This window comes from Pseudomonas sp. N-1-13 (assembly GCF_057787095.1).
Genome location: NZ_JBYNRI010000001.1, coordinates 3,629,447 through 3,650,912 on the forward strand (window position 1 = coordinate 3,629,447; position 21,466 = coordinate 3,650,912).

Sequence of the window (21,466 nt, forward strand, 5' to 3'; positions counted from 1 at the left end):
GGCTTAGACGCTGAGGGCGGCGCGCAATTGCGCTTCGAGCAGCCCGGCATCCAGCGCCTGGCCGATCAGCACCAGACGGGTCACCCGCGCTTCATCGGCGCCCCACTGCCGGTCGAAATGTTTGTCGAAGCGCGTGCCCACGCCCTGGATCAGCAAACGCATCGGCTTGCCAGGAATGGCCGCGAACCCCTTGACCCGTAGCACGCCGTGCTGGACCACCAACTGGGTCAGCGCGTCCAGCAGCAGGCTTTCGTCGGCCTGGGGCAGCTCGATGGAAATAGAGTCGAACGCGTCATGATCATGGTCGTCATCGTCGCCGTCATGGTGATGATCGTGATGGCTGTGGCGGCTGTCGATGTGCTCCTCGGAGCCGGCGCCCAGGCCGATCAACACTTCCAAAGGCAAGCGACCGCTGCTGGCTTCGATGACCTTGACCGCCGGCGGCAGTTCTTCGGCCACTTCCAGGCGCACCTTGGCCAGGTCTTCAGGGCTGATCAGGTCGGCTTTGTTGAGGATCACCAGGTCGGCGCTCGCCAGTTGATCGGCGAACAGCTCGTGCAGCGGTGATTCGTGGTCCAGGTTGGGGTCAAGTTTGCGCTGGGCATCGACCTGGTCCGGGAACGCGGCGAACGTGCCGGCGGCCACGGCCGGGCTGTCGACCACGGTGATGACCGCATCGACGGTGCAGGCGCTGCGGATTTCCGGCCACTGGAAAGCCTGGACCAGCGGTTTGGGCAGGGCCAGGCCCGAGGTTTCGATAAGGATGTGATCGAGGTCACCGCGCCGCGCCACCAACTCGCGCATCACCGGGAAAAACTCTTCCTGCACGGTGCAGCACAGGCAACCGTTGGCCAGTTCATAGACGCGACCGTTGGCTTCTTCTTCGGTGCAGCCGATCGAGCACTGCTTGAGGATCTCGCCGTCGATACCCAGCTCGCCGAACTCATTGACGATCACGGCGATGCGGCGGCCCTGGGCGTTGTCGAGCATGTGCCGCAGCAAGGTGGTTTTACCCGAGCCGAGGAAGCCGGTGACGATGGTGACAGGGAGTTTGGCCAGTGTTTTCATCGGATGCCCTTTGGCAAGGTGGCGGGCAAACGGGACGACAACCCGCACGCATGGGCGCACGCGGAAGATTTCGCCACCGGATCACCCCGCCCGGTTGTAGTGAGAATCTGTGTCGAGGCAGGTCTCCTGGCTGACGGCGGGCCAGTCATTCGACTGGCAGTTACTGCGCCTTCCCGTGCACCCTTGGTCAAGAGCATGCACAGTGGCCTTGCAGAAACATCACCGTTCACAGTTGCGGGGGCAGCCGCGGCTTGGACCGCGTTCCCTTCTTAGCTTCGGCCAATGCCGAAGAACCTCGAAGGCGCAAGGCTACGCAGGGTGTGGGGGCGGGTCAATGTCCGCAGGTGAGTTCTGTGGTGTCTTGCGGGCCCTATCGCGAGCAGGCTCGCTCCCACAGTAAATCTCGCCGATCACAAAATTCATGTTCAACAAAGCTCAACTGTGGGAGCGAGCCTGCTCGCGATGGGCGCAACGGGTATCAGCCAATTGACGCCCCGCCCCCGCCCATGCTCTCCTGTGCGCCTAGTTACGGGTGCCCTTCACAGGGTGAAACGGGAAACCGGTGAATCGTGTGCTTTACTTCAAGGCCACGTCAGTCCGGTGCTGCCCCCGCAACGGTAAGCGAGAGAAGCGTCAGATCCACTGTGCCTCACGGTATGGGAAGGTGACGCTTGTCGGCCAGGCACAAGCCCTGCCCCTCGCGAGCCCGGAGACCGGCCCATGACTCATGCATCAACAAACCCGCGGTGGGCGGGCGCTGTTCGAACCTTGGCGGGCCTGCGCCCGGGGTTTCATTGCGCTCGCTTCACCCGATGACAAGAGACCATAGGGAAGCGCCATGTCGACCATCAGCAGCACCGCCCGTACCGCCAGCAGCTCCACGACCCTGAGCCAGCGCCTGAGCGCGGCGATTTTCGCCTCGATCCTCGGTGCAGGCCTGGTCTATTTCGCCGGTTTCTCCCACATCGAAGCGGTGCACAACGCGGCCCACGACACCCGCCACAGCGCCGCATTCCCGTGCCATTGAGACCTGACGACATGATCAAGCGTATCGCGCAAACCGCCGGTTTCAGCGGGTTGCTGGCCGCCCTGCTGCTAACCCTCCTCCAGAGTTTCTGGGTATCGCCGCTGATTCTGCAGGCCGAAACCTACGAAAGCGCACCGGCTACCGAGCACCATGAGCACGCCGCTGGGGCCGTTCACTCCCATGATGCCCAAGCGTGGGAGCCGGAAGACGGTTGGCAACGACTGCTCTCCACCACCGGCGGCAATCTGGTAGTCGCGGTGGGTTTCGCCCTGATGTTGGCGGGCTTGTACACCCTGCGGGCGCCGACTCGCACGTCCCAGGGATTGCTTTGGGGTTTGGCCGGTTATGCCACGTTTGTCCTGGCCCCCACCCTCGGCCTGCCACCGGAGCTGCCTGGTACGGCGGCGGCCGATCTGGCCCAACGGCAGATGTGGTGGATCGGCACGGCGGCCTCCACTGCGGTAGGTATCGCCCTGATTGTCTTCGGCAGGCATTGGTTGCTCAAACTGTTGGGCGTGGCGACCTTGCTGCTGCCCCATGTCATCGGTGCGCCGCAGCCTGAGGTCCACTCGATGCTGGCGCCCGAAGCACTTGAAAGCCAGTTCAAGCTCGCCTCGCAATTGACCAACGTCGCGTTCTGGCTGGCCTTGGGCCTGGTCAGCGCATGGTTGTTCCGGCGTGGCGACCAGGCTCAGCACGACGCATGAGCACCGGGCCGATCCTGGTGGTCGGCCTGGGCTGTCAACGCGGCTGCCCGGCCAGCACGCTGCGAGAACTGCTTGATCAGACTTTGCGGGCACACGGCATCGAGCTCTCTGAGGTTCGCGCCTTGGCCAGTATCGACCTCAAGCGTGACGAGCCGGGCCTGCTGGAGCTGGCCGAGCAACTGGAGTTGCCGCTGACCTGTTTCAATGCCGAGCAATTGTCCAGCTACCAGCAGCGGCTCAGTCACCGCTCCGAGATCGCTTTTGAACGCACCGGTTGCTATGGCATCGCCGAAAGCGCTGCCCTGGCCCTGGCCGACCGGTTGGGCGCGACACCTGCGACGCTGTTGATTCCTCGCCAAAAGACCCCAAGCGCCACGCTGGCATTGGCGGTGACGTCGTAAAACCCGATAATTCGCGCCCTGGATCATGAGCGATCTTCATTCAAAGGGTCGCCCACTCACCTTTAGGAACCGGTCATGACCGTTTATTTCATTGGCGCCGGCCCTGGCGACCCGGAACTGATCACTGTCAAAGGTCAGCGACTGATCCGCAGCTGCGCGCTGATCATTTACGCCGGCTCCCTGGTGCCCACAGCCGTGCTGGAAGGCCACAGCGCCGAACAGGTGGTCAACAGCGCCGAGCTGCACCTGGAGCAGATTATCGAGTTGATCAAGGCCGCTCACTTCAAGGGCCAGGACGTGGCCAGGGTGCACTCCGGCGACCCGAGCCTGTATGGCGCCATTGGCGAGCAGATTCGGTGCCTGCGGGAACTGGACATCCCGTTCGAGATCATCCCCGGCGTGACCGCGACCTCCGCCTGCGCCGCCCTGCTGGGCGCCGAACTGACTTTGCCGGACGTGTCCCAAAGCCTGATCCTCACCCGCTACGCAGACAAAACCGCGATGCCCGCCGGCGAAGAACTGGGCAGCCTGGCGCAGCACGGGGCGAGCATGGCGATTCACTTGGGCGTCAATCATCTGGAAAAAATCGTCAGCGAACTGCTGCCCCACTACGGCGCGGATTGTCCGATCGCAGTGATTCACCGGGCGACATGGCCGGATCAGGATTGGGTGGTGGGTACGCTGGCTGACATTGCCGAAAAGGTCCAGGCCAAGGGCTTTCGACGCACGGCGCTGATTCTGGTGGGACGCGTACTGGGTAATGATGTGTTCAGTGAGTCGTCGCTCTACCGCGCCGGGCACGCGCATCTCTACAGACCCTGAAAACACAACTTTAAGAGCGAGCTTGCTCCCACAGGGATTTGCGGCGATTAAAAAATCGAACATCACCGCCGCCCCAATGTGGGAGCGGGCTTGCTCGCGAAAGCGGTGGATCAGCTTGCGCGGATGTCGGATCCGCCCAAAAAAAACGGCGCTCACGGGCGCCGTTTTTTTGTATCCGCAGCGAACACCTATCAGTAGTAGGCGTTTTCTTTCTGCGTGTGGTCGGTCACGTCGCGCACGCCCTTGAGTTCCGGGATACGCTCGAGCAAGGTGCGCTCGATGCCTTCCTTCAAGGTCACGTCGGCCTGGCCGCAGCCCTGGCAACCGCCGCCGAACTGGAGCACGGCGATGCCGTCTTCCACCACGTCGATCAGCGATACCTGGCCGCCGTGGCTGGCCAGCCCCGGGTTGATTTCGGTTTGCAGGTAATAATTGATGCGCTCGTTGACCGGGCTGTCGGCATTGACCATCGGCACCTTGGCGTTCGGCGCCTTGATGGTCAACTGGCCGCCCATGCGGTCGGTGGCATAGTCGACCACCGCGTCGTCCAGGAACGCTTCGCTGAACGAGTCGATGTACGCGGTGAAGCTCTTGAGCCCCAGCGCGGTGTCTTCAGGTTTCTCTTCCCCCGGCTTGCAGTAGGCAATGCAGGTTTCAGCGTACTGGGTGCCGGGCTGGGTGATGAAGATGCGGATCCCGATACCTGGGGTGTTCTGCTTGGACAGCAGGTCGGCCAGGTAATCGTGGGCGGCATCGGTAATGGTAATGGCGGTCATGGAAACTCCTCGCAGGCTTGTCGGCAGTTTACGCCAATCATCGCGCCGGACAAAGTCCTAGTATTTTTGTCAGGAAAGCGCCCGGATATCCTGGTCAGAGGTTCTGGTAGCGATTCATGTCCAGCACCCCACTTTCCAGCGGCTCCGTCTCCTGCAGGTAGTGGCTCAGGTCATGGAAGTACTGCCAGAACTGCGGGTGACTGCGCCGAATGCCCCAGCGCTCGACAATTCGCTCGAAAGCCTGCCCGTCCCGGGCGCCCTCCATGGCGTCGACAAAGGCCGGCACTTGCTCGGCGGGGATGTTGAAGATGAAGTTCGGATAGCTGCTCAGCACACCCGGAAAGACCGTCAAGGTGTCCAGCCCCGGCTGGTATCGCAGCGCCTCGCCGAGCAAAAATGCCACGTTACTGTGAGCGCGGTTGCGCAGCAGACTGTAGACCTCACGGCGACCGCTGACGGTTTCGACGCGCAACATGGTCGCTTCCGGCAACTGGTTGATGACGCTCAGGCCCGCCGCCGGTCGGGAAGACAGGCGACTGAGGGCCTGTTCGGCGTTCTGTAAGGCCGGATCAATGTTCGGACGCGAGCAATAGGCGCCATTACACCGGTTGATCGGATCGGGCCGCGCGTTCAAATCACCATAACGAACCAGCAATTGCTGGACGAAATCGCGCTTGGGATCATCTTCGTCAAGCTTGAGAGCGGTGGGTTTGTCGTCGTCGATGGCCTCGTAATCGAGCCACATCTTGAATTTTCCGCCCGACTGATACCAATCGTTGAGGTAGTCCTCGCGGGAATCGGCTGGCATCAGCCGCAGGAAGTTCTGCTCCGCGCCGTTGCGAATCAGGTCGAAATACAGTCGCGTCTGGGCCTGGTGGGACACGTTGCCGAACACGTCGAAGTTCACCGCCAACTGATAATAAGTGCGCTCCAGCAATGGAAAGTCGAACAGCCACATCGTCTGCGGCACCTCGCCAATCAGGCCCTTGGTGACCGAAGCACTGTCGAAATGCCGGAAAATGCTCAGCAAGGCATTGTCGTTGCCGGCCCACAGCGTCGACCAACTGGGCGCAGGCAGGTCGGCGTAGTTGTCGCGACGCAAGGCTTCGTACTCGTTGCGCTTGTCCCGGTAGTCCAGCCACAGGCTCAGGACGCTGCCCACGTCGTCATTCTGCCCCGGCATCGCCAGCAACGGTGTGGCCTGGCCGCGGTAATTGGGGTCGGTGATGTACAGATCATGTTCCGGGGCCTGGAACAACGCCCAGAAGTTGTCGCGAATCACGTCCGTGGCGATCTGGCCCCGGCAAACCGGGCCGCGGATAAATGTGCGCACGAAATACTCGGCGTTATCGAGCATGAACTGATAGCGGGCCTGGGCCGGGATCGCCTCGAAGGTGGAAAACGGGTTGGCCCGCCGCTCCGGGCCGTACCCTGGCAACGCAGTGACCTGCCATCTGCCGCTGTAGAACAGGCTCTTGATCCGCGCCATTTTCGCCGCGCTCAACCCGTAGGTGATGTGGGTCTTGTGCACGATCACCCCTTGTACCGGCCAGAGCCGGTAATACACACGGGTGCCTGGGTCATCGTTCGGGCGGCGGGTGTTGATCAGATCGATTGGCTGGCCGGTAGGCGTGCGCGAACGTACCCACTGGAAGAAATGCCCCGGCTCGCCATCCTTGAAATAAATGTGCGCCAGAAACCAGTGCTCAAACAACCACCGGCCCACTAGGCTTTCCCGGGCGCCGGGGGCGTTGAGCAGGTTTTCCCACTGCACCACCTGCAACGCTTCGGCGGCGCTCGGCGCCAGCGCTTGCTGATCGATGGGTGCACCCGCGGCCAGCCAGCGCTGCAAGGTCTGATATTGCTGGTCGGTCAGGCCAGTGACCGCCAGAGGCATGCCTTCCTTGGGATGCGCGGCGGCGTACTCGTCGAATTGCCCCGGCATCGGGCAGCTGTTGTCACGCTCAAGCCCAAGCACGATGTCCTGGGGCAGCTTGGCGTTGGGCTGCAACGGTGTGTTGTGGCCCAGTTCGAGCATCTGCGCCATCAGCGCGGCCTGACTGCCTTGAGCATCCAGCACGGAATAGAAGCCTTTGCGCTGCCAGGCCCGCTGGCCGGAGGCGTCATAGAACAAACGGGTGGGTTCGGCAGCCTGGCGTCGTTCACCGTCATAGACTGGCAGCTTGCTCGCGCCCCGGGACACGCCTTCGCCACTGCCCAGGCTCAATTGGCACGCAGAGTCATAGCAGGCGTGGCAGGCGACGCATTTTTCCGTGAAGATCGGCTGGATATCGCGAGTGTAGGAAATCGCCGGGGCGGGATCCTTTGCCACTGAGTAAAAAGACAACAGCAGCAACAGACTGCCGAATAAGACGCGGTACGGCATGTCTCGGGTCCCTAAGAGATAATCCGGCGATTCTACCGGGCCGCCATCGCGATGCAAACATGAGCAGGATTCATGCAAAAGCCACCCATGATCAAATCCTGTACAGGTTTGCTATCATCCCCGCCTTCGTAATGGTCTTTTTCCAGGTAGTCCTATGTCCGATCGCAGCGCTCGCCTTTATCTTCTCCAGCAGGCCCTCAAGGAACGCATTCTGATCCTCGACGGCGGCATGGGTACGATGATCCAGAGCTACAAGCTTGAGGAACAGGACTATCGTGGCAAGCGTTTCGCCGACTGGCCGAGCGACGTCAAGGGCAACAATGATTTGTTGGTCCTGAGCCGTCCGGATGTGATCGGCGCCATCGAAAAAGCCTACCTGGATGCCGGTGCCGACATTCTGGAAACCAACACCTTCAACGCCACCCAGGTGTCCCAGGCCGACTACGGCATGCAGGGCCTGGCCTACGAGCTGAACCTGGAAGGCGCGCGCCTGGCCCGCAAGGTCGCCGACGCCAAGACCCTTGAAACACCGGACAAGCCGCGCTTCGTAGCCGGCGTGCTGGGCCCGACCAGCCGCACCTGCTCGCTGTCGCCAGACGTGAACAACCCCGGCTACCGCAACGTGACCTTCGACGAGCTGGTGGAGAACTACACCGAGGCCACCAAGGGCCTGATCGAAGGCGGCGCCGACCTGATCCTCATCGAAACCATTTTCGACACGCTTAATGCCAAGGCAGCGATTTTCGCCGTGCAAGGGGTGTATGAGGAATTAGGCGTCGAACTGCCGATCATGATCTCCGGCACCATCACCGACGCGTCCGGCCGCACACTGTCCGGCCAGACCACCGAAGCCTTCTGGAACTCCGTCGCTCACGCCAAGCCAATCTCCGTTGGGTTGAACTGCGCCCTCGGTGCCAGCGAACTGCGCCCGTACCTCGAAGAACTGTCGAACAAGGCCAGCACCCACGTATCGGCGCACCCGAACGCCGGTCTGCCCAATGAATTCGGTGAATACGACGAACTGCCGGTGGACACCGCCAAAGTCATCGAAGAGTTTGCCCAAAGCGGCTTCCTGAACATCGTCGGCGGCTGCTGTGGCACCACCCCGGCGCACATCGAAGCCATCGCCAAGGCCGTGGCCGGCTACGCACCGCGCCAGATTCCGGAGATCCCGCGGGCTTGCCGCCTGTCGGGCCTGGAACCGTTCACCATCGATCGCAGCTCCTTGTTCGTCAACGTCGGCGAGCGGACCAACATCACCGGTTCGGCCAAGTTCGCCCGCCTTATCCGCGAACACAACTACACCGAAGCCCTGGAAGTGGCCCTGCAGCAGGTCGAGGCCGGCGCGCAGGTGATCGACATCAACATGGACGAGGGCATGCTCGATTCGAAGAAGGCCATGGTGACCTTCCTCAATCTGATTGCCGGCGAACCGGATATTTCCCGCGTGCCGATCATGATCGACTCCTCCAAGTGGGAAGTGATCGAAGCGGGCCTCAAGTGCATCCAGGGCAAGGGCATCGTCAACTCCATCAGCATGAAGGAAGGCGTCGAGCAGTTCATCCATCACGCCAAGTTGTGCAAACGCTACGGCGCCGCCGTGGTGGTGATGGCCTTCGACGAAGCTGGCCAGGCCGATACCGAAGCGCGCAAGAAGGAAATCTGCAAGCGCTCCTACGACATCCTGGTCAATGAAGTCGGCTTCCCGCCGGAAGACATCATCTTTGACCCGAACATCTTCGCCGTCGCCACCGGTATCGAAGAGCACAACAACTATGCCGTGGATTTCATCAACGCCTGCGCCTACATCCGCGACGAACTGCCTTATGCGCTGACCTCGGGTGGCGTGTCCAACGTGTCCTTCTCGTTCCGGGGCAACAACCCGGTGCGCGAGGCGATTCATTCGGTGTTCCTGCTCTATGCAATCCGCTCGGGCCTGACCATGGGCATCGTCAACGCCGGCCAACTGGAGATCTACGACCAGATCCCGGTGGAACTGCGCGACGCGGTGGAAGACGTGATCCTCAACCGCACGCCTGAAGGCACCGACGCCCTGCTCGCCATCGCCGACAAGTACAAGGGCGACGGCAGCGTCAAGGAAGCGGAAACCGAAGAGTGGCGTGGCTGGGAAGTGAACAAGCGCCTGGAACACGCGCTGGTCAAGGGCATCACCACGCACATCGTCGAAGACACCGAGGAATCGCGGCTGTCGTTCGCCCGGCCGATCGAAGTCATCGAAGGCCCGTTGATGGCCGGCATGAACATCGTCGGCGACCTGTTCGGCGCCGGCAAAATGTTCCTGCCCCAAGTGGTGAAGTCCGCCCGGGTGATGAAGCAGGCCGTGGCCCACCTGATTCCATTCATCGAGGCGGAAAAAGGCGACAAGCCAGAAGCCAAGGGCAAGATCCTCATGGCCACGGTCAAGGGCGACGTCCACGACATCGGCAAGAATATCGTCGGCGTGGTGCTCGGTTGCAACGGCTATGACGTGGTCGACCTGGGCGTGATGGTGCCGGCAGAGAAGATTCTGCAGGTGGCCAAGGAGCAGAAGTGCGACATCATCGGGCTGTCCGGCCTGATCACTCCGTCCCTGGACGAGATGGTGCATGTGGCCCGCGAGATGCAGCGCCAGGATTTCCACCTGCCCCTGATGATCGGTGGCGCCACGACCTCCAAGGCCCACACGGCAGTGAAAATCGAACCCAAGTACAGCAACGACGCGGTGATCTACGTCACCGACGCCTCGCGCGCCGTGGGCGTGGCCACCCAGTTGCTGTCCAAGGAACTCAAGCCGGCATTCGTCGAGAAAACCCGCCTGGAGTACATCGACGTTCGCGAGCGCACCGCCAACCGCAGCGCCCGTACCGAACGCCTGAGCTACCCGGCCGCCGTGGCGAAAAAACCGCAGTTCGACTGGAGCAGCTACCAGCCGGTCAAGCCGACCTTTACCGGCGCCAAGGTGCTGGACAACATTGACCTCAACGTCCTGGCCGAATACATCGACTGGACACCGTTCTTCATTTCCTGGGACCTGGCCGGCAAGTACCCGCGCATCCTCACCGACGAAGTGGTCGGGGAAGCGGCTACTGCCCTGTACGCCGATGCCCGGGCGATGCTGCGCAAGCTCATCGACGAGAAACTCATCAGCGCCCGCGCCGTGTTCGGCTTCTGGCCGGCCAACCAGGTGCATGACGACGATCTGGAAGTCTATGGCGAGGATGGCAAGCCACTGGCCCGCCTGCATCACCTGCGCCAGCAGATCATCAAGACCGATGGCAAGCCGAACTTCTCCCTGGCCGACTTCGTCGCGCCCAAGGACAGCGGTGTGACCGACTACGTGGGCGGCTTCATCACCACCGCCGGCATCGGCGCCGAAGAAGTCGCCAAGGCCTACCAGGAAGCCGGCGACGACTACAACTCGATCATGGTCAAGGCCCTGGCCGACCGCTTGGCCGAGGCCTGCGCCGAATGGCTGCACCAGCAGGTGCGCAAGGAACATTGGGGTTACGCCAAGGACGAAAGCCTGGACAACGACGCCCTGATCAAGGAGCAATACACCGGCATCCGCCCTGCCCCCGGTTACCCGGCCTGCCCGGATCACACCGAAAAGGCCACCTTGTTCCGCCTGCTCGACCCCGAGGCCAGCGAACTGAAGGCTGGACGCAGCGGCGTATTCCTCACCGAGCATTACGCCATGTTCCCGGCGGCAGCCGTCAGCGGCTGGTATTTCGCCCATCCCCAGGCGCAATACTTCGCCGTGGGCAAGATCGACAAGGATCAGGTCCAGAGCTATACCGCGCGCAAAGGCCAGGACTTGAGCGTGACTGAGCGCTGGTTGGCGCCGAATTTGGGTTACGACAACTAAGAGCCTTAAAGGATCGCAGGCTCCTACAGGGTTTTGTGTATTGCTGTAGGGGCTGCCGCAGGTTGCGATCTTTTGTCTATGCTTGTTCCAAACCCATGGCAGACGAGGGATTTATGGACGATCCGATCGACAACAAGCCGCCGACCCTGTGGCAGATGGTGCACAGTGTGCTGGCTGCCGCCTTCGGCGTGCAGAGCGGCAAGAATCGCGCCCGTGACTTCACCCACGGCAAGCCGAGTCACTTCGTGGTATTGGGCATCGCCTTCACGGTGATCTTCGCCCTGACACTGTTTGGCATCGTCAAGCTGGTGGTGCATCTGGCGGGGTTGTAAATCTGTCTACGACACACATAACCCCCCTGTGGGAGCGAGCCTGCTCGCGATAGCGGTTTGTCAGTCACCTCATGGCTGACTGACAAACCGCTATCGCGAGCAGGCTCGCTCCCACAGTTTTTTCACCACCGCTCTATTGGTGACTGACCCAGAACACCGCGGTGCCCACCACCAGGATAATCAGGAACAAAATGGCCCAGGCATCAACAGTACTGTCGCTTTTCCTTGCTTTGGTCGGATTGCTCATTGCATCGCCTCTTGTCGGTTTTGTAGGTGATTGCATAGGGACTCGACCACAGTTAAGACGATGATTGCCCGCACGACAAATGTGGGTTAGGCAATAATCAATCCCATTAGTCGATTTGGTTCTTTACATATACTCAAACATCACTTTTGCGCATAACTCAAAACAGGTATCTTGCACCGGCTCCTGTAGGAGTGCGCGGCCGTGCGCGCAGAATTGCCGAGGCAGAATCCGATTCCAGCGAGCCAACACGCAGCTGTTTCTGATCGGCCCAAGCCTGAGAACGAGACTTATATGTACGTATATGACGAGTACGATCAGCGGATCATCGAGGACCGCGTCAAGCAGTTCCGTGATCAGACCCGACGCTATCTGGCAGGCGAGCTGAGCGAAGAAGAATTCCGCCCTCTGCGTTTGCAGAATGGCCTGTATATCCAGCGCTTCGCCCCGATGCTGCGCGTAGCGGTGCCCTATGGCCAACTGACCTCGCGTCAGGTGCGCATGCTGGCCAAGATTGCCCGCGACTACGACAAAGGCTATGCCCACATCAGTACCCGCCAGAACGTCCAGTACAACTGGCCCGCCCTGGAAGATGTGCCCCAGATCCTGGCTGAACTGGCCACCGTGCAGATGCACGCGATCCAGACCAGCGGCAACTGCCTGCGCAACGTCACCACCGACCAGTTCGCCGGTGTCGCGGCCGATGAGTTGATCGACCCGCGCCCCTGGTGCGAGATCGTTCGCCAGTGGACCACCTTCCACCCGGAATTCGCCTACCTGCCGCGCAAGTTCAAGATCGCCATCAATGGCTCGACCTCGGACCGTGCGGCCATTGAAGTCCACGACATCGGCCTGGAGACGGTCTACAACGCCGCGGGCGAGCTGGGCTTCCGTGTGCTGGTGGGCGGCGGCCTGGGCCGTACGCCGGTGGTCGGCGCGTTCATCAACGAGTTCTTGCCATGGCAGGACCTGCTGAGCTACCTCGACGCCATCCTGCGGGTGTACAACCGCTACGGCCGTCGTGACAACAAGTACAAGGCGCGGATCAAGATCCTGGTCAAGGCTCTTACGCCAGAAGTGTTCGCCGAAAAGGTCGAGGCCGAAATGGCTCACCTGCGCGGCGGCCAGACCACCCTGACCGAAGCCGAAGTCCATCGCGTAGCCAAGCATTTCGTCGACCCGGACTACAAGGCCTTGAGCAACCAGGACGCCGAGCTGGCCGCGCTCGACAAAGAACATCCGGGCTTCGCCCGTTGGCGCACTCGCAACACCCTGGCCCACAAGAAACCGGGCTACGTCGCGGTGACCCTGTCCCTGAAGCCGACCGGCGTCGCGCCGGGCGACATCACCGACAAGCAGCTGGACGCCGTGGCCGACCTGGCTGAGCGCTACAGCTTCGGTCAACTGCGCACCTCCCACGAACAGAACATCATCCTGGCGGACGTTGAACAGAGCCAGTTGTTCACCCTGTGGGGCGAGTTACGCGAGCAAGGGTTCGCCACGCCGAACATCGGCCTGCTGACCGACATAATCTGCTGCCCGGGCGGCGATTTCTGCTCCCTGGCCAACGCCAAGTCGATCCCTATCGCCGAGTCGATCCAGCGTCGTTTCGACGACCTGGACTACCTGTTCGACATCGGCGAGCTGGACCTGAACATTTCCGGTTGCATGAACGCCTGTGGTCACCACCACGTCGGCCACATCGGCATCCTGGGCGTGGACAAGAAAGGCGAGGAGTTCTACCAGGTCTCCCTGGGCGGCAGCGGTAGCCGCGACGCCAGCCTGGGCAAGATCCTCGGCCCATCGTTTGCCCAGGACGACATGCCTGACGTGATCGAGAAGCTGATCGACGTTTACATCGAACAACGTACTGAAGACGAGCGTTTCATCGACACTTATCAACGTATCGGCATCGACCTCTTCAAGGAACGCGTCTATGCAGCGAATAATTAAGAACGACGAGGTTATCGACGAAACCTGGCACCTGCTGCCCAAGGACGCGACCCTCGATGGTATTTCCAACTGCGACGACCTGATCGTGCCCCTGGCCCTGTGGCGCGATCATGCTCACGCCCTCAAGGCCCGCGATGGCGGCCTGGGTGTGTGGCTGGACGCCGACGAAGAGGCGGAGGAAATCGGTGATGACGCCAATCAGTTCCAGGTCATCGCCCTGAACTTCCCGGCCTTCACCGACGGGCGCAGCTACTCCAACGCTCGCCTGCTGCGTGAGCGTTATGGCTTCAAGGGCGAATTGCGGGCGATTGGCGATGTGCTGCGCGACCAACTGTTCTACATGCGCCGTTGCGGTTTCGACGCCTTTGCCTTGCGCGCCGACAAGGACCCCTTTGAAGCCCTCGAAAGCCTCAAGGATTTCTCGGTGACCTACCAGGCTGCCACTGACGAACCGTTGCCGTTGTTTCGTCGTCGCTGAAACCTGATACAAAAAAAGCCCTGATCCGGGTGTTCCGGTTCAGGGCTTTTTTATGGATGGATGATTGGTGCGGAACCTGATCTTCAGCTCACCCTGAACCCAATGTGGGAGCGAGCCTGCTCGCGATAGCGGCTCGCCTGAGCAGGTGATGCTGGATGAACCACCGTCATCGCGAGCAGGCTCGCTCCCACAGGGTTAGCCGTTACCAGAACCGCTGCTGGGTCAGGCGGCTCCACCAACTGAGCAGCACCCGGTCCACCGAACCACTGGCCGCCATGCCAATACGCTCCTGCAAACTTTTGCGCTCGGCGTAGTGCAAGTGGTACAGCTCGGCACTCTTGGCTCGTTCGGCCAGGTATTCATCGCTGGTTTTCAGCTCGTCCACCAGGCGCTTGTCCAATGCTGCGACGCCCAGCCAGACTTCGCCAGTCGCCACTTCATCAATGGCCAGTTGCGGACGGTAGTTGGACACGAAGTTCTTGAACAACTCATGGGTGATGTCCAGGTCTTCCTGGAACTTCTCCCGACCCTTCTCGGTGTTTTCGCCAAACACCGTCAACGTGCGCTTGTATTCACCGGCCGTCAGCACTTCAAAATCGATGTCGTGCTTCTTCAGGAGACGGTTGACGTTTGGCAACTGGGCCACGACGCCGATGGAGCCAAGAATGGCAAAAGGCGCGCTGATGATCTTCTCGCCGATGCACGCCATCATGTAGCCGCCGCTGGCCGCGACCTTGTCGATGCACACCGTCAGCGGCACGCCGGCCTGACGGATCCGGGCCAGTTGCGAGGAGGCCAGACCGTAGCTGTGGACCATGCCGCCACCGCTTTCCAGGCGCAACACCACTTCATCCTTCGGGGTCGCCAGGGTCAGCAATGCGGTGATTTCATGACGAAGGCTCTCGGTGGCCGAGGCTTTGATGTCACCGTCAAAATCCAGCACGAATACCCGAGGCTTGGCCGCCGGCTTGTCCTTGTGTTTCTTGGCGGCCTTTTCAGCCTTGCCTTCGGTCTTGCGCAGGGCCTTGAGCTGGTCTTTATCCAGCAGCGTCTGCTCCAGGCGCTCACGCAGTCCCTTGTAGAAGTCGTTGAGTTTGCTCACCTGCAACTGGCCGGCAGACTTGCGCCGGCCCTTGCTGCGCAGGGCAGCAAAACTGGCCAGCACCACCAGGATGGCGATCACCAGCGTCACGGTCTTGGCCAGGAAACTGGCGTATTCGATGAAAAACTCCACGATGGCTCCTAATAAATTCAAAACGCCGCTCAAGGGCGGGCACTCAACACGTTCAGCATACCCATGCGCCTGCGCCACGACCAGCCGTGAAACCTGTGGTTACCTTAACGGGAGCGCAGCTGGACAAGACTGTAACAGGCATTTCAAACAAGCGTATGTTTTTTCATTGACAGCTCACCGCCATCCTCATAACCTCGCCAAACCTTCAACGTACCGGGATGACGCGGACGTGGGCAGTATCTATCTGATTCGACATGGCCAGGCCTCCTTTGGTGCGGACGACTACGATGTCCTTTCGCCAAACGGTGTACGCCAGGCGCAAGTGCTGGGCAGCCACCTGGCCGAACTGGGTGTCGTGTTCGATCGCTGCCTCTCGGGCGACCTGCGTCGCCAGCAGGATACCGCCACCGGTGCGCTGGGCCAGATGTCCGCCGCCGGGCTGCCGGTTCCCGGGCTGGAGATCGATTCGGCGTTCAATGAGTTCGATGCCGACGCGGTGATCCGCGCCCTGCTGCCGGACATGCTGCCCCAGGAACCCGAAGCCCTGTACATTCTGCGCAATGCCGCACAGAACCGCGCCGAGTTCCAGCGCATCTTCGCGTTGATCATCGAGCGCTGGCTCAGCGGCCAGTACGACCCGCCCGAACTGGAAAGCTGGCTGGGTTTCGTCGAACGCGTGCAGACCGGCCTGCAGCGCATTCTGGAGCAAGCCGACAATTCCCAGAAAATCGCCGTGTTCACTTCCGGCGGGACCATCACCGCCCTGCTCCACCTGATCACCCAGATGCCTGCGCGGCAGGCCTTCGAACTGAACTGGCAAATCGTCAACACCTCGCTCAACCACCTGAAATTCAGGGGCCGCGAGGTGGCCCTGGCTTCCTTCAACAGTCATGCCCACCTGCAACTGCTGAAGGCCCCGGACCTCATCACCTTTCGCTGAGTCCGGATCACTGTAGACCCTTGCTGTATAACCCAAATAAGGATCGAAACCATGACCTCCGTAGCCGACGCCGTACAAGCCATGAAAGCCAAGTTCAACCCAGACGCCGCTACCGGCCTGGACTTGATATTTGGTTTCAACATCACTGACGAAGACAAGCACTACGCCCTGATCGTCAAGGATGGCACCTGTGAGCTGCAAGAAGGCGAAAATGAGAACGCCAACTGCACGCTGATCATGGACAGCGAAACCCTCAAGGGCATCGTCAGCGGCGATACCGACGGCATGCAAGCGTTCATGGGCGGCAAGCTGCGCGTCGAAGGCGACATGATGCTGTCGATGAAGCTGTCCGAATTGTTCCCGGCCTGAGTCTACTTGCCCTTTCTACGGGTGCTCTGGCTGCAAACGAATCCCGCCTCTGTGGCGGGATTTGTGTTTTTACTTGAGCATTTCCACTGGCCGGTCCATCGCTATCGCGAGCAGGCTCGTTCCCACAGGGGATCTGGAGCGACGCTCAATCCTCATCACCCGGAGCAATGGAGCGAGCCTGCTTGCGATAGCGCCGGTACATTCAGCAAAGGACCCTGCGGTAGTTCGCAGGTGTCGTACAATCCCCGCTTTCCCCGTATCGGCCTGACCATGGACATCGACCTCGCCCGCACCTTTCTGGAAATCGTCCGCCACGGCAGCCTCGCCGCCGCGGCCGACAAGCTGCACGTCACCCAGACGGCTATCACGGCGCGAGTCCAGAAGCTTGAAAGCCAGCTTGGCTGCGTGCTGTTTGTGCGCAACCGTGCCGGCGCGCGCCTGACTGCCGACGGTGAAACCTTCGTGGTGTATGCCAATCAACTGGTGCAGACCTGGGAAGCGGCCCGCCGGGACCTGCCCTTGCCCGAAGGTTTTCGCAACGTTTTGCACCTCGGTGGCGAGGTCAGCCTATGCAACCCCTTGATGCTCGCCTGGGCCGAGGAACTGCGCCATAAAATCCCCGGCCATGCCCTGCGCATGGACATCCGCGATGGCGAAAAACTGCTGCAACAACTGGAACTGGGCCTGCTGGATGCCGCCGTGGTGTATCAGCCCGAATACTGGCCGAGGCTGCAAGTGGAACAGTTGCTGGAAGAGAAACTGATCCTGGTGCGCCTGGCGACCCGTCCCGAGCCCTACGTGTACATCGACTGGAGTGCCGACTTCCGTCGTCAACACGACACTGCGCTGCCGGACAAGGCCAAGGCGGCCGTGACGTTCAACCTCGGCCCCCTGGCCCTGCAGTACATTCTGGAGAACGGCGGCAGCGGCTACTTCCGGACCCGAGTGGTGCAGAGCTATCTGGACAGCGGCATCCTGGAGCGGGTGCCCAAGGCGCCGGAATTCAACTACCCGACTTACCTCGTGTACTCCAGGGATCGGGATTCGGCGGCGTTGCAGCAAGCGTTCGAAGTGCTGCGCCAGATCGTCACGACCGGCAGCGACTGGTCCCAGCGCTGGGACCCGCTGACCTGACGAGTCTGCCGAAAAAAGCCCTCCTGCAAGCAGAGGGCTCCTCACCGACAGCCCGGCCCTAGGACTATCCCTGCAAGTACTGCGCGATCTCGTCCTTGACCTGCAAACGTTTCTCCTTGAGCGTCTTCAGGGCAACATCGGACAGTGCCGCGGAGGACGGTTTCTCGGCGTCGACCACTTCGGCATCTATTTGGGAATACTTGAGAAGTAACGAGTCGAGCCTGGGATTCTCGCTGCGCTTTTGCTGGATGTCGTCTTTTGTGCAGTTGAGATCCTGGCACAAATCGTGGATCACCGGCATGGAACACCTCCTTTGGTAGAACGATGGCTAACGCCTTCTACGGCGCTCGTCGACTATCAGAATGGCCTCGCCAACGGGGTTCTGTCGACCGCCAATCCGACCAGCGGTGACCGTTCGTCGTACCGCACCGCTTTGCAATCAAACCTTTGTCCGCCCGCCGCTCTCCATTGAACAGGACGACACAAGTCCCTTGTACAACCTGTGTGGAGACTTACCTATGGACGGATTCAACCTGCGTCAACTCGGCCTGGCAGTTGCCTTGAGCACCAGTATGGGAATGGCTTGGGCCGCGACTTCCAGCGACTTCGTCGACAACGCGGCGGCCGGTGGTATCGCGGAAATCGAAACCAGCAAACTGGCCCTGGAAAAAAGCAGTTCGGCGGACGTCAAGGAATTCGCCAACATGATGATTTCCGACCACACCAAAGCTAACGAGGAGTTGATCTCGCTGGCGAAAAAACACGATATCGAAGTGCCGGACGAAACCACGCTGGTGAAAAAGGCCAAGGCCAAGATTCTCGATATGCGCGAGGAATCGTTTGATGCGGCCTACGCCAACAACCAGGTGATGGCCCACGAAGAAACCATTGCCCTGTTCAAGAAAGAAGCCGAGACCGTCACTGACGACAAGAAGCCCGGCAACACCGAGCTGAAGGCGTTCGCGCAGAAAATGCTTCCAGACCTGGAAAAACATCTGCAGATGGCCAAGAAACTCCAGGCAGCCCATCCGAGCAAATAAAGCTTGAAACCTGAAAAAGCCCGACCATCGAGTCGGGCTTTTTCTAGGCTCTGCTAGCCGCCATCGGTGTCGATATCGGCATCAGTGCTCTCACCGGATTCCGGGCGGTCCGGGTCAGGCTTGAAGCCAGGGCTGAAGGTGTTGTCGTTGTCCTGGTGGTGATTTTTTTGATCGACTTCGCTGTCGGCGCTTTGGGCCTTGCCTGCCCCAGCCGGGCTGACTGGCTGGGTGCCAGCGGGCTCAGGGGAAACCTGAGGATCGATCGCCGGATCATTGCGCGGTGACGGGGCCTGCGTCTGGCCTTGTTGCTGGGTGTTTGCAGGATCTTGGTTCATAGGCACCTCATTCATGACAGGCCGGATTGATGACCGGTCATGGTCATTTGAAGGTGACATGGCGGCTTCGGTTCCATTTGTTTACGGTGCCGCGCTCAGCGCCCCAACACGGTTCCCACCATCCGGGTCAGCGCGTCCGAGCCGTAGGGTTTGCTCAGCAAATGAGTGTCGGGGCTCAACTGGTGGTTGCGGGAGATGATGTCCCGGGTGTGGCCCGAGGTGAACAGCACCGGTACCGGTGGTGACTGCACCTTAGCCCAAGCGGCCAGGTCGGAACTCTTGATCAGCCCGGGCATGACCACATCCGTGAAGATCAGGTCCACCACGACACCCTCCAGCAGCAGTTTCATGGCCTCGTCACCATTGGCGGCCGTGAGGGTCCGATAACCGGACTGTTCCAGCAGCTCCACCGACGCGCTGCGCACCTCTTCGTTATCCTCCACCACCAGAATCGTCTCTTGCCCACCGGTCAGAAGCGGGCTGTGTGGGGCCTCTTCACCTGTTTCAGGTTGCCGACTGCGGGGGAAATACATCTGCGCTCGCGTGCCCTCTCCCACGTCACTGGTAATCTCGATATGCCCGCCACTTTGCTTGACGAACCCGAACACCATGCTCAACCCAAGCCCGGTGCCCTGGCCGTCAGTCTTGGTGGTGAAAAACGGCTCGAACACATGGTCCAGGACATCGGGTGGCATGCCCGCGCCGCGGTCGATCACCGACAGGCGCACATAGTCACCGGCCGGAATGTCTTTACCGGCGCAGGACGATTCGTCGAGCACGATGTTTTCGCCGATCAGGCCGATGGTGCCCTCACCACACATGGCATCGCGGGCATTGATCGCCAGGTTCAGCAAAGCGTTTTCAAGCTGATTTCGATCGACGTGGATGCACCAGGGCTCGGCGGGCAAGGTCACTTCGATCTGGATGGTTTCGCCCAAGGCCCGCTGCAACAATTCGCCCAGACCGTCGAAGATTCGTCGTGGGTTGTAGACCGCCGGTGACAACGGTTGGCGGCGGGCAAACGCCAACAATTGCGAGGACAGTTTGGCGCCCCGTTCCACCGCTTCGATGGAGGCACTGACCCGCCGCTGCACATTGGCGTTGTGCGGTTCGTGGCGAGCCAACAGGTGCAGGTTGCCGGCGATCACCTGCAGCAAGTTGTTGAAGTCATGAGCCACACCGCCGGTGAGTCCGCCAATGGCTTCGAGTTTCTGCGACTGGCGCAACTGCTCTTCGGCCGTCAACCGCGCATGCACTTCCTCGGCGACACGCTGCTCCAGATCACGGGTGAACTTGAGCAGCGATGCTTCAGCCGCCTTGCGTTCGTTGATATCAATCAGCACACCGGGGAAACGCAACGGCCGGCCCAACGTATCGAATTCACATCGGCCGCTGGCCAGCACCCATAGGTAATCACCGCCGAGTCGACGCACCCGATACTCAGCGTTGTAGGGGGTTCCGGTGCGCAAGGTCAGTTCGACCCGCCGGTTCACCTCCTCCAGGTCATCGGGGTGGATGTTCTGGCGGGCAATCTCGACAGGCAGTGCATCCAGAGGCGTGTCTGGCGGGTAATTGAACGTGCGGGAAAAACGCTCATCGCCGGAAAGTGTGTCGTTCTGGATGTCCCAGACAAACGACCCCAGCAGTGGCCCGGCCGAGAGGGCCAACTGAATGCGCTCGTTGACGGCGCGGTAGCTGCGTTCGGCCTCCTGGCGGGCACGCTCGGTCAGCACAAGCTCGGTGGTTTCCACGACGATCGCCAAAACGCCGCCCGGAGACTGATCATCGTCGGGCACCGGGCTGTAATAAAGGTCCATCCAGACATCTTCGGGCTTGCCATTGCGTAGCAGTACCAGCTCTTTGCTGCGATAGGACAAGGTGCCACCAGCCAGGCAGACATCCAGTACGTGCCGATTGAATTCGGCCACCTCCGGCCAGCCCAACTCTACCGCGCAGCCCAGCAGGTACGGATGGCGCCCGCCGGCGAACTCGGCATAAGCATCGTTGTAGATCATGAAGCCCTGACGGCCCCACAACATGACCATCGGCAAAGGCGACGCCAGCAGCACCTGGACTGCGCTGCGCAGACTGGCGGACCAGTGCTCGATGGCGCCCAGTTCGGTCTGGCTCCAATCGAACGACCGGATACGCCCGGCCATTTCACCGCCCCAACCGGGGCATCCATGATTCTGGGATAAGAACTGCATGAGTCGATTCTGAACCTCGAAAATGCCAGCAGGGAATCGGCATACCACAAGTCCCTTGTGCTCAGAGCTTCGAGCGCTGCGCTGGCGTTTGGTTTCATGGGCAGGTCATGATGCAAACCTGTCCGGACTGGGAACATGCTTGCTGGGT

At 60.9% G+C, this 21,466-nt stretch carries 19 protein-coding genes and 2 riboswitches; of the genes, 12 read left to right on the top strand and 7 right to left on the bottom strand.

Going from position 1 to position 21,466, the window contains the following annotated elements:
* Window positions 1-3 precede the first annotated feature (3 nt).
* Window positions 4-1,068 (bottom strand): cobalamin biosynthesis protein CobW, encoded by a 1,065-nt coding sequence (cobW, locus tag AC3I65_RS16230; protein ID WP_047227829.1) that lies wholly within the window; start codon window positions 1,066-1,068, stop codon window positions 4-6.
* A gap of 99 nt (window positions 1,069-1,167) precedes the next feature.
* Window positions 1,168-1,381, bottom strand: a riboswitch (cobalamin riboswitch).
* Between the two features lie 200 nt (window positions 1,382-1,581).
* Window positions 1,582-1,804: riboswitch (cobalamin riboswitch) on the top strand.
* A gap of 102 nt (window positions 1,805-1,906) precedes the next feature.
* Between cobW and AC3I65_RS16235 the strand changes: the two genes are divergently transcribed.
* The 4 genes from AC3I65_RS16235 (at window position 1,907) to cobM (ending at window position 4,025) form a co-directional block, all read left to right on the top strand.
* Entirely contained in the window at window positions 1,907-2,095 is a 189-nt protein-coding gene (locus AC3I65_RS16235) for a CbtB domain-containing protein (RefSeq protein ID WP_047227828.1), read from the top strand.
* A gap of 11 nt (window positions 2,096-2,106) precedes the next feature.
* Window positions 2,107-2,802, top strand: a complete 696-nt coding sequence (locus tag AC3I65_RS16240) for a CbtA family protein (RefSeq protein ID WP_305466247.1) — start codon at window positions 2,107-2,109, stop codon at window positions 2,800-2,802.
* Window positions 2,799-3,203, top strand: coding sequence for a cobalamin biosynthesis protein (locus AC3I65_RS16245; RefSeq protein ID WP_076384038.1), 405 nt, complete (start codon window positions 2,799-2,801; stop codon window positions 3,201-3,203). The genes AC3I65_RS16240 and AC3I65_RS16245 overlap by 4 nt, the downstream gene beginning before the upstream one ends.
* 75 nt (window positions 3,204-3,278) lie before the next feature.
* Window positions 3,279-4,025, top strand: a complete 747-nt coding sequence (gene cobM, locus AC3I65_RS16250; protein ID WP_107322653.1) for a precorrin-4 C(11)-methyltransferase — start codon at window positions 3,279-3,281, stop codon at window positions 4,023-4,025.
* Window positions 4,026-4,216: 191 nt separating this feature from the next.
* Here the strand turns inward: cobM and nfuA are convergent, their stop codons facing one another.
* Together nfuA and AC3I65_RS16260 are read right to left on the bottom strand one after the other, a co-directional pair.
* Window positions 4,217-4,801: a Fe-S biogenesis protein NfuA gene (gene nfuA / locus AC3I65_RS16255; protein WP_003182850.1), complete on the bottom strand. Its 585-nt coding sequence runs from the start codon at window positions 4,799-4,801 to the stop codon at window positions 4,217-4,219.
* A gap of 94 nt (window positions 4,802-4,895) precedes the next feature.
* On the bottom strand, window positions 4,896-7,187 hold the full coding sequence (locus AC3I65_RS16260; protein WP_488524000.1) for a fatty acid cis/trans isomerase: 2,292 nt from the start codon (window positions 7,185-7,187) through the stop codon (window positions 4,896-4,898).
* Between the two features lie 154 nt (window positions 7,188-7,341).
* On the opposite strand from AC3I65_RS16260, the gene metH reads away from it, so the two are divergent.
* The 4 genes from metH (at window position 7,342) to AC3I65_RS16280 (ending at window position 14,059) form a co-directional block, all read left to right on the top strand.
* Window positions 7,342-11,052, top strand: coding sequence for a methionine synthase (metH, locus tag AC3I65_RS16265; RefSeq protein ID WP_488524001.1), 3,711 nt, complete (start codon window positions 7,342-7,344; stop codon window positions 11,050-11,052).
* A 113-nt stretch (window positions 11,053-11,165) separates the two neighbouring features.
* The gene (locus AC3I65_RS16270; protein WP_047227822.1) at window positions 11,166-11,384 is read left to right on the top strand and encodes a DUF2970 domain-containing protein; all 219 of its coding nucleotides are present in this window, start codon (window positions 11,166-11,168) and stop codon (window positions 11,382-11,384) included.
* A gap of 538 nt (window positions 11,385-11,922) precedes the next feature.
* Window positions 11,923-13,581 carry a nitrite/sulfite reductase gene (locus tag AC3I65_RS16275; protein WP_047227821.1) on the top strand — a complete coding sequence of 553 codons (1,659 nt, stop codon included), beginning with the start codon at window positions 11,923-11,925 and terminating at the stop codon, window positions 13,579-13,581.
* Window positions 13,565-14,059, top strand: a complete 495-nt coding sequence (locus AC3I65_RS16280; protein ID WP_047227820.1) for a DUF934 domain-containing protein — start codon at window positions 13,565-13,567, stop codon at window positions 14,057-14,059. Before AC3I65_RS16275 ends, AC3I65_RS16280 begins: the two co-directional genes overlap by 17 nt.
* Window positions 14,060-14,261: 202 nt before the next feature.
* Here AC3I65_RS16280 and sohB read toward each other — a convergent pair whose 3' ends face one another.
* Entirely contained in the window at window positions 14,262-15,293 is a 1,032-nt protein-coding gene (gene sohB / locus AC3I65_RS16285; protein WP_047227819.1) for a protease SohB, read from the bottom strand.
* Window positions 15,294-15,522: 229 nt separating this feature from the next.
* Between sohB and AC3I65_RS16290 the strand changes: the two genes are divergently transcribed.
* The 3 genes from AC3I65_RS16290 (at window position 15,523) to AC3I65_RS16300 (ending at window position 17,736) form a co-directional block, all read left to right on the top strand.
* The gene (locus AC3I65_RS16290) at window positions 15,523-16,233 is read left to right on the top strand and encodes a histidine phosphatase family protein (RefSeq protein WP_047227818.1); all 711 of its coding nucleotides are present in this window, start codon (window positions 15,523-15,525) and stop codon (window positions 16,231-16,233) included.
* A 51-nt stretch (window positions 16,234-16,284) separates the two neighbouring features.
* Window positions 16,285-16,602: an SCP2 sterol-binding domain-containing protein gene (locus AC3I65_RS16295; RefSeq protein WP_160894175.1), complete on the top strand. Its 318-nt coding sequence runs from the start codon at window positions 16,285-16,287 to the stop codon at window positions 16,600-16,602.
* Between the two features lie 270 nt (window positions 16,603-16,872).
* The gene (locus tag AC3I65_RS16300; RefSeq protein ID WP_047227886.1) at window positions 16,873-17,736 is read left to right on the top strand and encodes a LysR family transcriptional regulator; all 864 of its coding nucleotides are present in this window, start codon (window positions 16,873-16,875) and stop codon (window positions 17,734-17,736) included.
* A 64-nt stretch (window positions 17,737-17,800) separates the two neighbouring features.
* Here the strand turns inward: AC3I65_RS16300 and AC3I65_RS16305 are convergent, their stop codons facing one another.
* Window positions 17,801-18,037 carry an HP1242/YdcH family protein gene (locus AC3I65_RS16305; protein ID WP_047227816.1) on the bottom strand — a complete coding sequence of 79 codons (237 nt, stop codon included), beginning with the start codon at window positions 18,035-18,037 and terminating at the stop codon, window positions 17,801-17,803.
* 217 nt (window positions 18,038-18,254) lie between these two features.
* On the opposite strand from AC3I65_RS16305, the gene AC3I65_RS16310 reads away from it, so the two are divergent.
* Window positions 18,255-18,776 carry a DUF4142 domain-containing protein gene (locus AC3I65_RS16310; protein WP_076384033.1) on the top strand — a complete coding sequence of 174 codons (522 nt, stop codon included), beginning with the start codon at window positions 18,255-18,257 and terminating at the stop codon, window positions 18,774-18,776.
* A gap of 53 nt (window positions 18,777-18,829) precedes the next feature.
* On the opposite strand, the gene AC3I65_RS16315 is transcribed toward AC3I65_RS16310, so the two are convergent.
* The gene (locus AC3I65_RS16315) at window positions 18,830-19,111 is read right to left on the bottom strand and encodes a hypothetical protein (RefSeq protein WP_047227813.1); all 282 of its coding nucleotides are present in this window, start codon (window positions 19,109-19,111) and stop codon (window positions 18,830-18,832) included.
* A gap of 95 nt (window positions 19,112-19,206) precedes the next feature.
* Window positions 19,207-21,318: a hybrid sensor histidine kinase/response regulator gene (locus AC3I65_RS16320; protein ID WP_076384031.1), complete on the bottom strand. Its 2,112-nt coding sequence runs from the start codon at window positions 21,316-21,318 to the stop codon at window positions 19,207-19,209.
* Between the last annotated feature and the right edge of the window lie 148 nt (window positions 21,319-21,466).

Bases quoted from the DNA above. Each gene is read 5' to 3' on its own strand.
- cobW (WP_047227829.1), bottom strand. From the start codon at position 1,068: ATGAAAACACTGGCCAAACTCCCTGTCACCATCGTCACCGGCTTCCTC.
- AC3I65_RS16235 (WP_047227828.1), top strand. From the start codon at position 1,907: ATGTCGACCATCAGCAGCACCGCCCGTACCGCCAGCAGCTCCACGACC.
- AC3I65_RS16240 (WP_305466247.1), top strand. From the start codon at position 2,107: ATGATCAAGCGTATCGCGCAAACCGCCGGTTTCAGCGGGTTGCTGGCC.
- AC3I65_RS16245 (WP_076384038.1), top strand. From the start codon at position 2,799: ATGAGCACCGGGCCGATCCTGGTGGTCGGCCTGGGCTGTCAACGCGGC.
- cobM (WP_107322653.1), top strand. From the start codon at position 3,279: ATGACCGTTTATTTCATTGGCGCCGGCCCTGGCGACCCGGAACTGATC.
- nfuA (WP_003182850.1), bottom strand. From the start codon at position 4,801: ATGACCGCCATTACCATTACCGATGCCGCCCACGATTACCTGGCCGAC.
- AC3I65_RS16260 (WP_488524000.1), bottom strand. From the start codon at position 7,187: ATGCCGTACCGCGTCTTATTCGGCAGTCTGTTGCTGCTGTTGTCTTTT.
- metH (WP_488524001.1), top strand. From the start codon at position 7,342: ATGTCCGATCGCAGCGCTCGCCTTTATCTTCTCCAGCAGGCCCTCAAG.
- AC3I65_RS16270 (WP_047227822.1), top strand. From the start codon at position 11,166: ATGGACGATCCGATCGACAACAAGCCGCCGACCCTGTGGCAGATGGTG.
- AC3I65_RS16275 (WP_047227821.1), top strand. From the start codon at position 11,923: ATGTACGTATATGACGAGTACGATCAGCGGATCATCGAGGACCGCGTC.
- AC3I65_RS16280 (WP_047227820.1), top strand. From the start codon at position 13,565: ATGCAGCGAATAATTAAGAACGACGAGGTTATCGACGAAACCTGGCAC.
- AC3I65_RS16295 (WP_160894175.1), top strand. From the start codon at position 16,285: ATGACCTCCGTAGCCGACGCCGTACAAGCCATGAAAGCCAAGTTCAAC.
- AC3I65_RS16300 (WP_047227886.1), top strand. From the start codon at position 16,873: ATGGACATCGACCTCGCCCGCACCTTTCTGGAAATCGTCCGCCACGGC.
- AC3I65_RS16305 (WP_047227816.1), bottom strand. From the start codon at position 18,037: ATGCCGGTGATCCACGATTTGTGCCAGGATCTCAACTGCACAAAAGAC.
- AC3I65_RS16310 (WP_076384033.1), top strand. From the start codon at position 18,255: ATGGACGGATTCAACCTGCGTCAACTCGGCCTGGCAGTTGCCTTGAGC.
- AC3I65_RS16315 (WP_047227813.1), bottom strand. From the start codon at position 19,111: ATGAACCAAGATCCTGCAAACACCCAGCAACAAGGCCAGACGCAGGCC.
- AC3I65_RS16320 (WP_076384031.1), bottom strand. From the start codon at position 21,318: ATGCAGTTCTTATCCCAGAATCATGGATGCCCCGGTTGGGGCGGTGAA.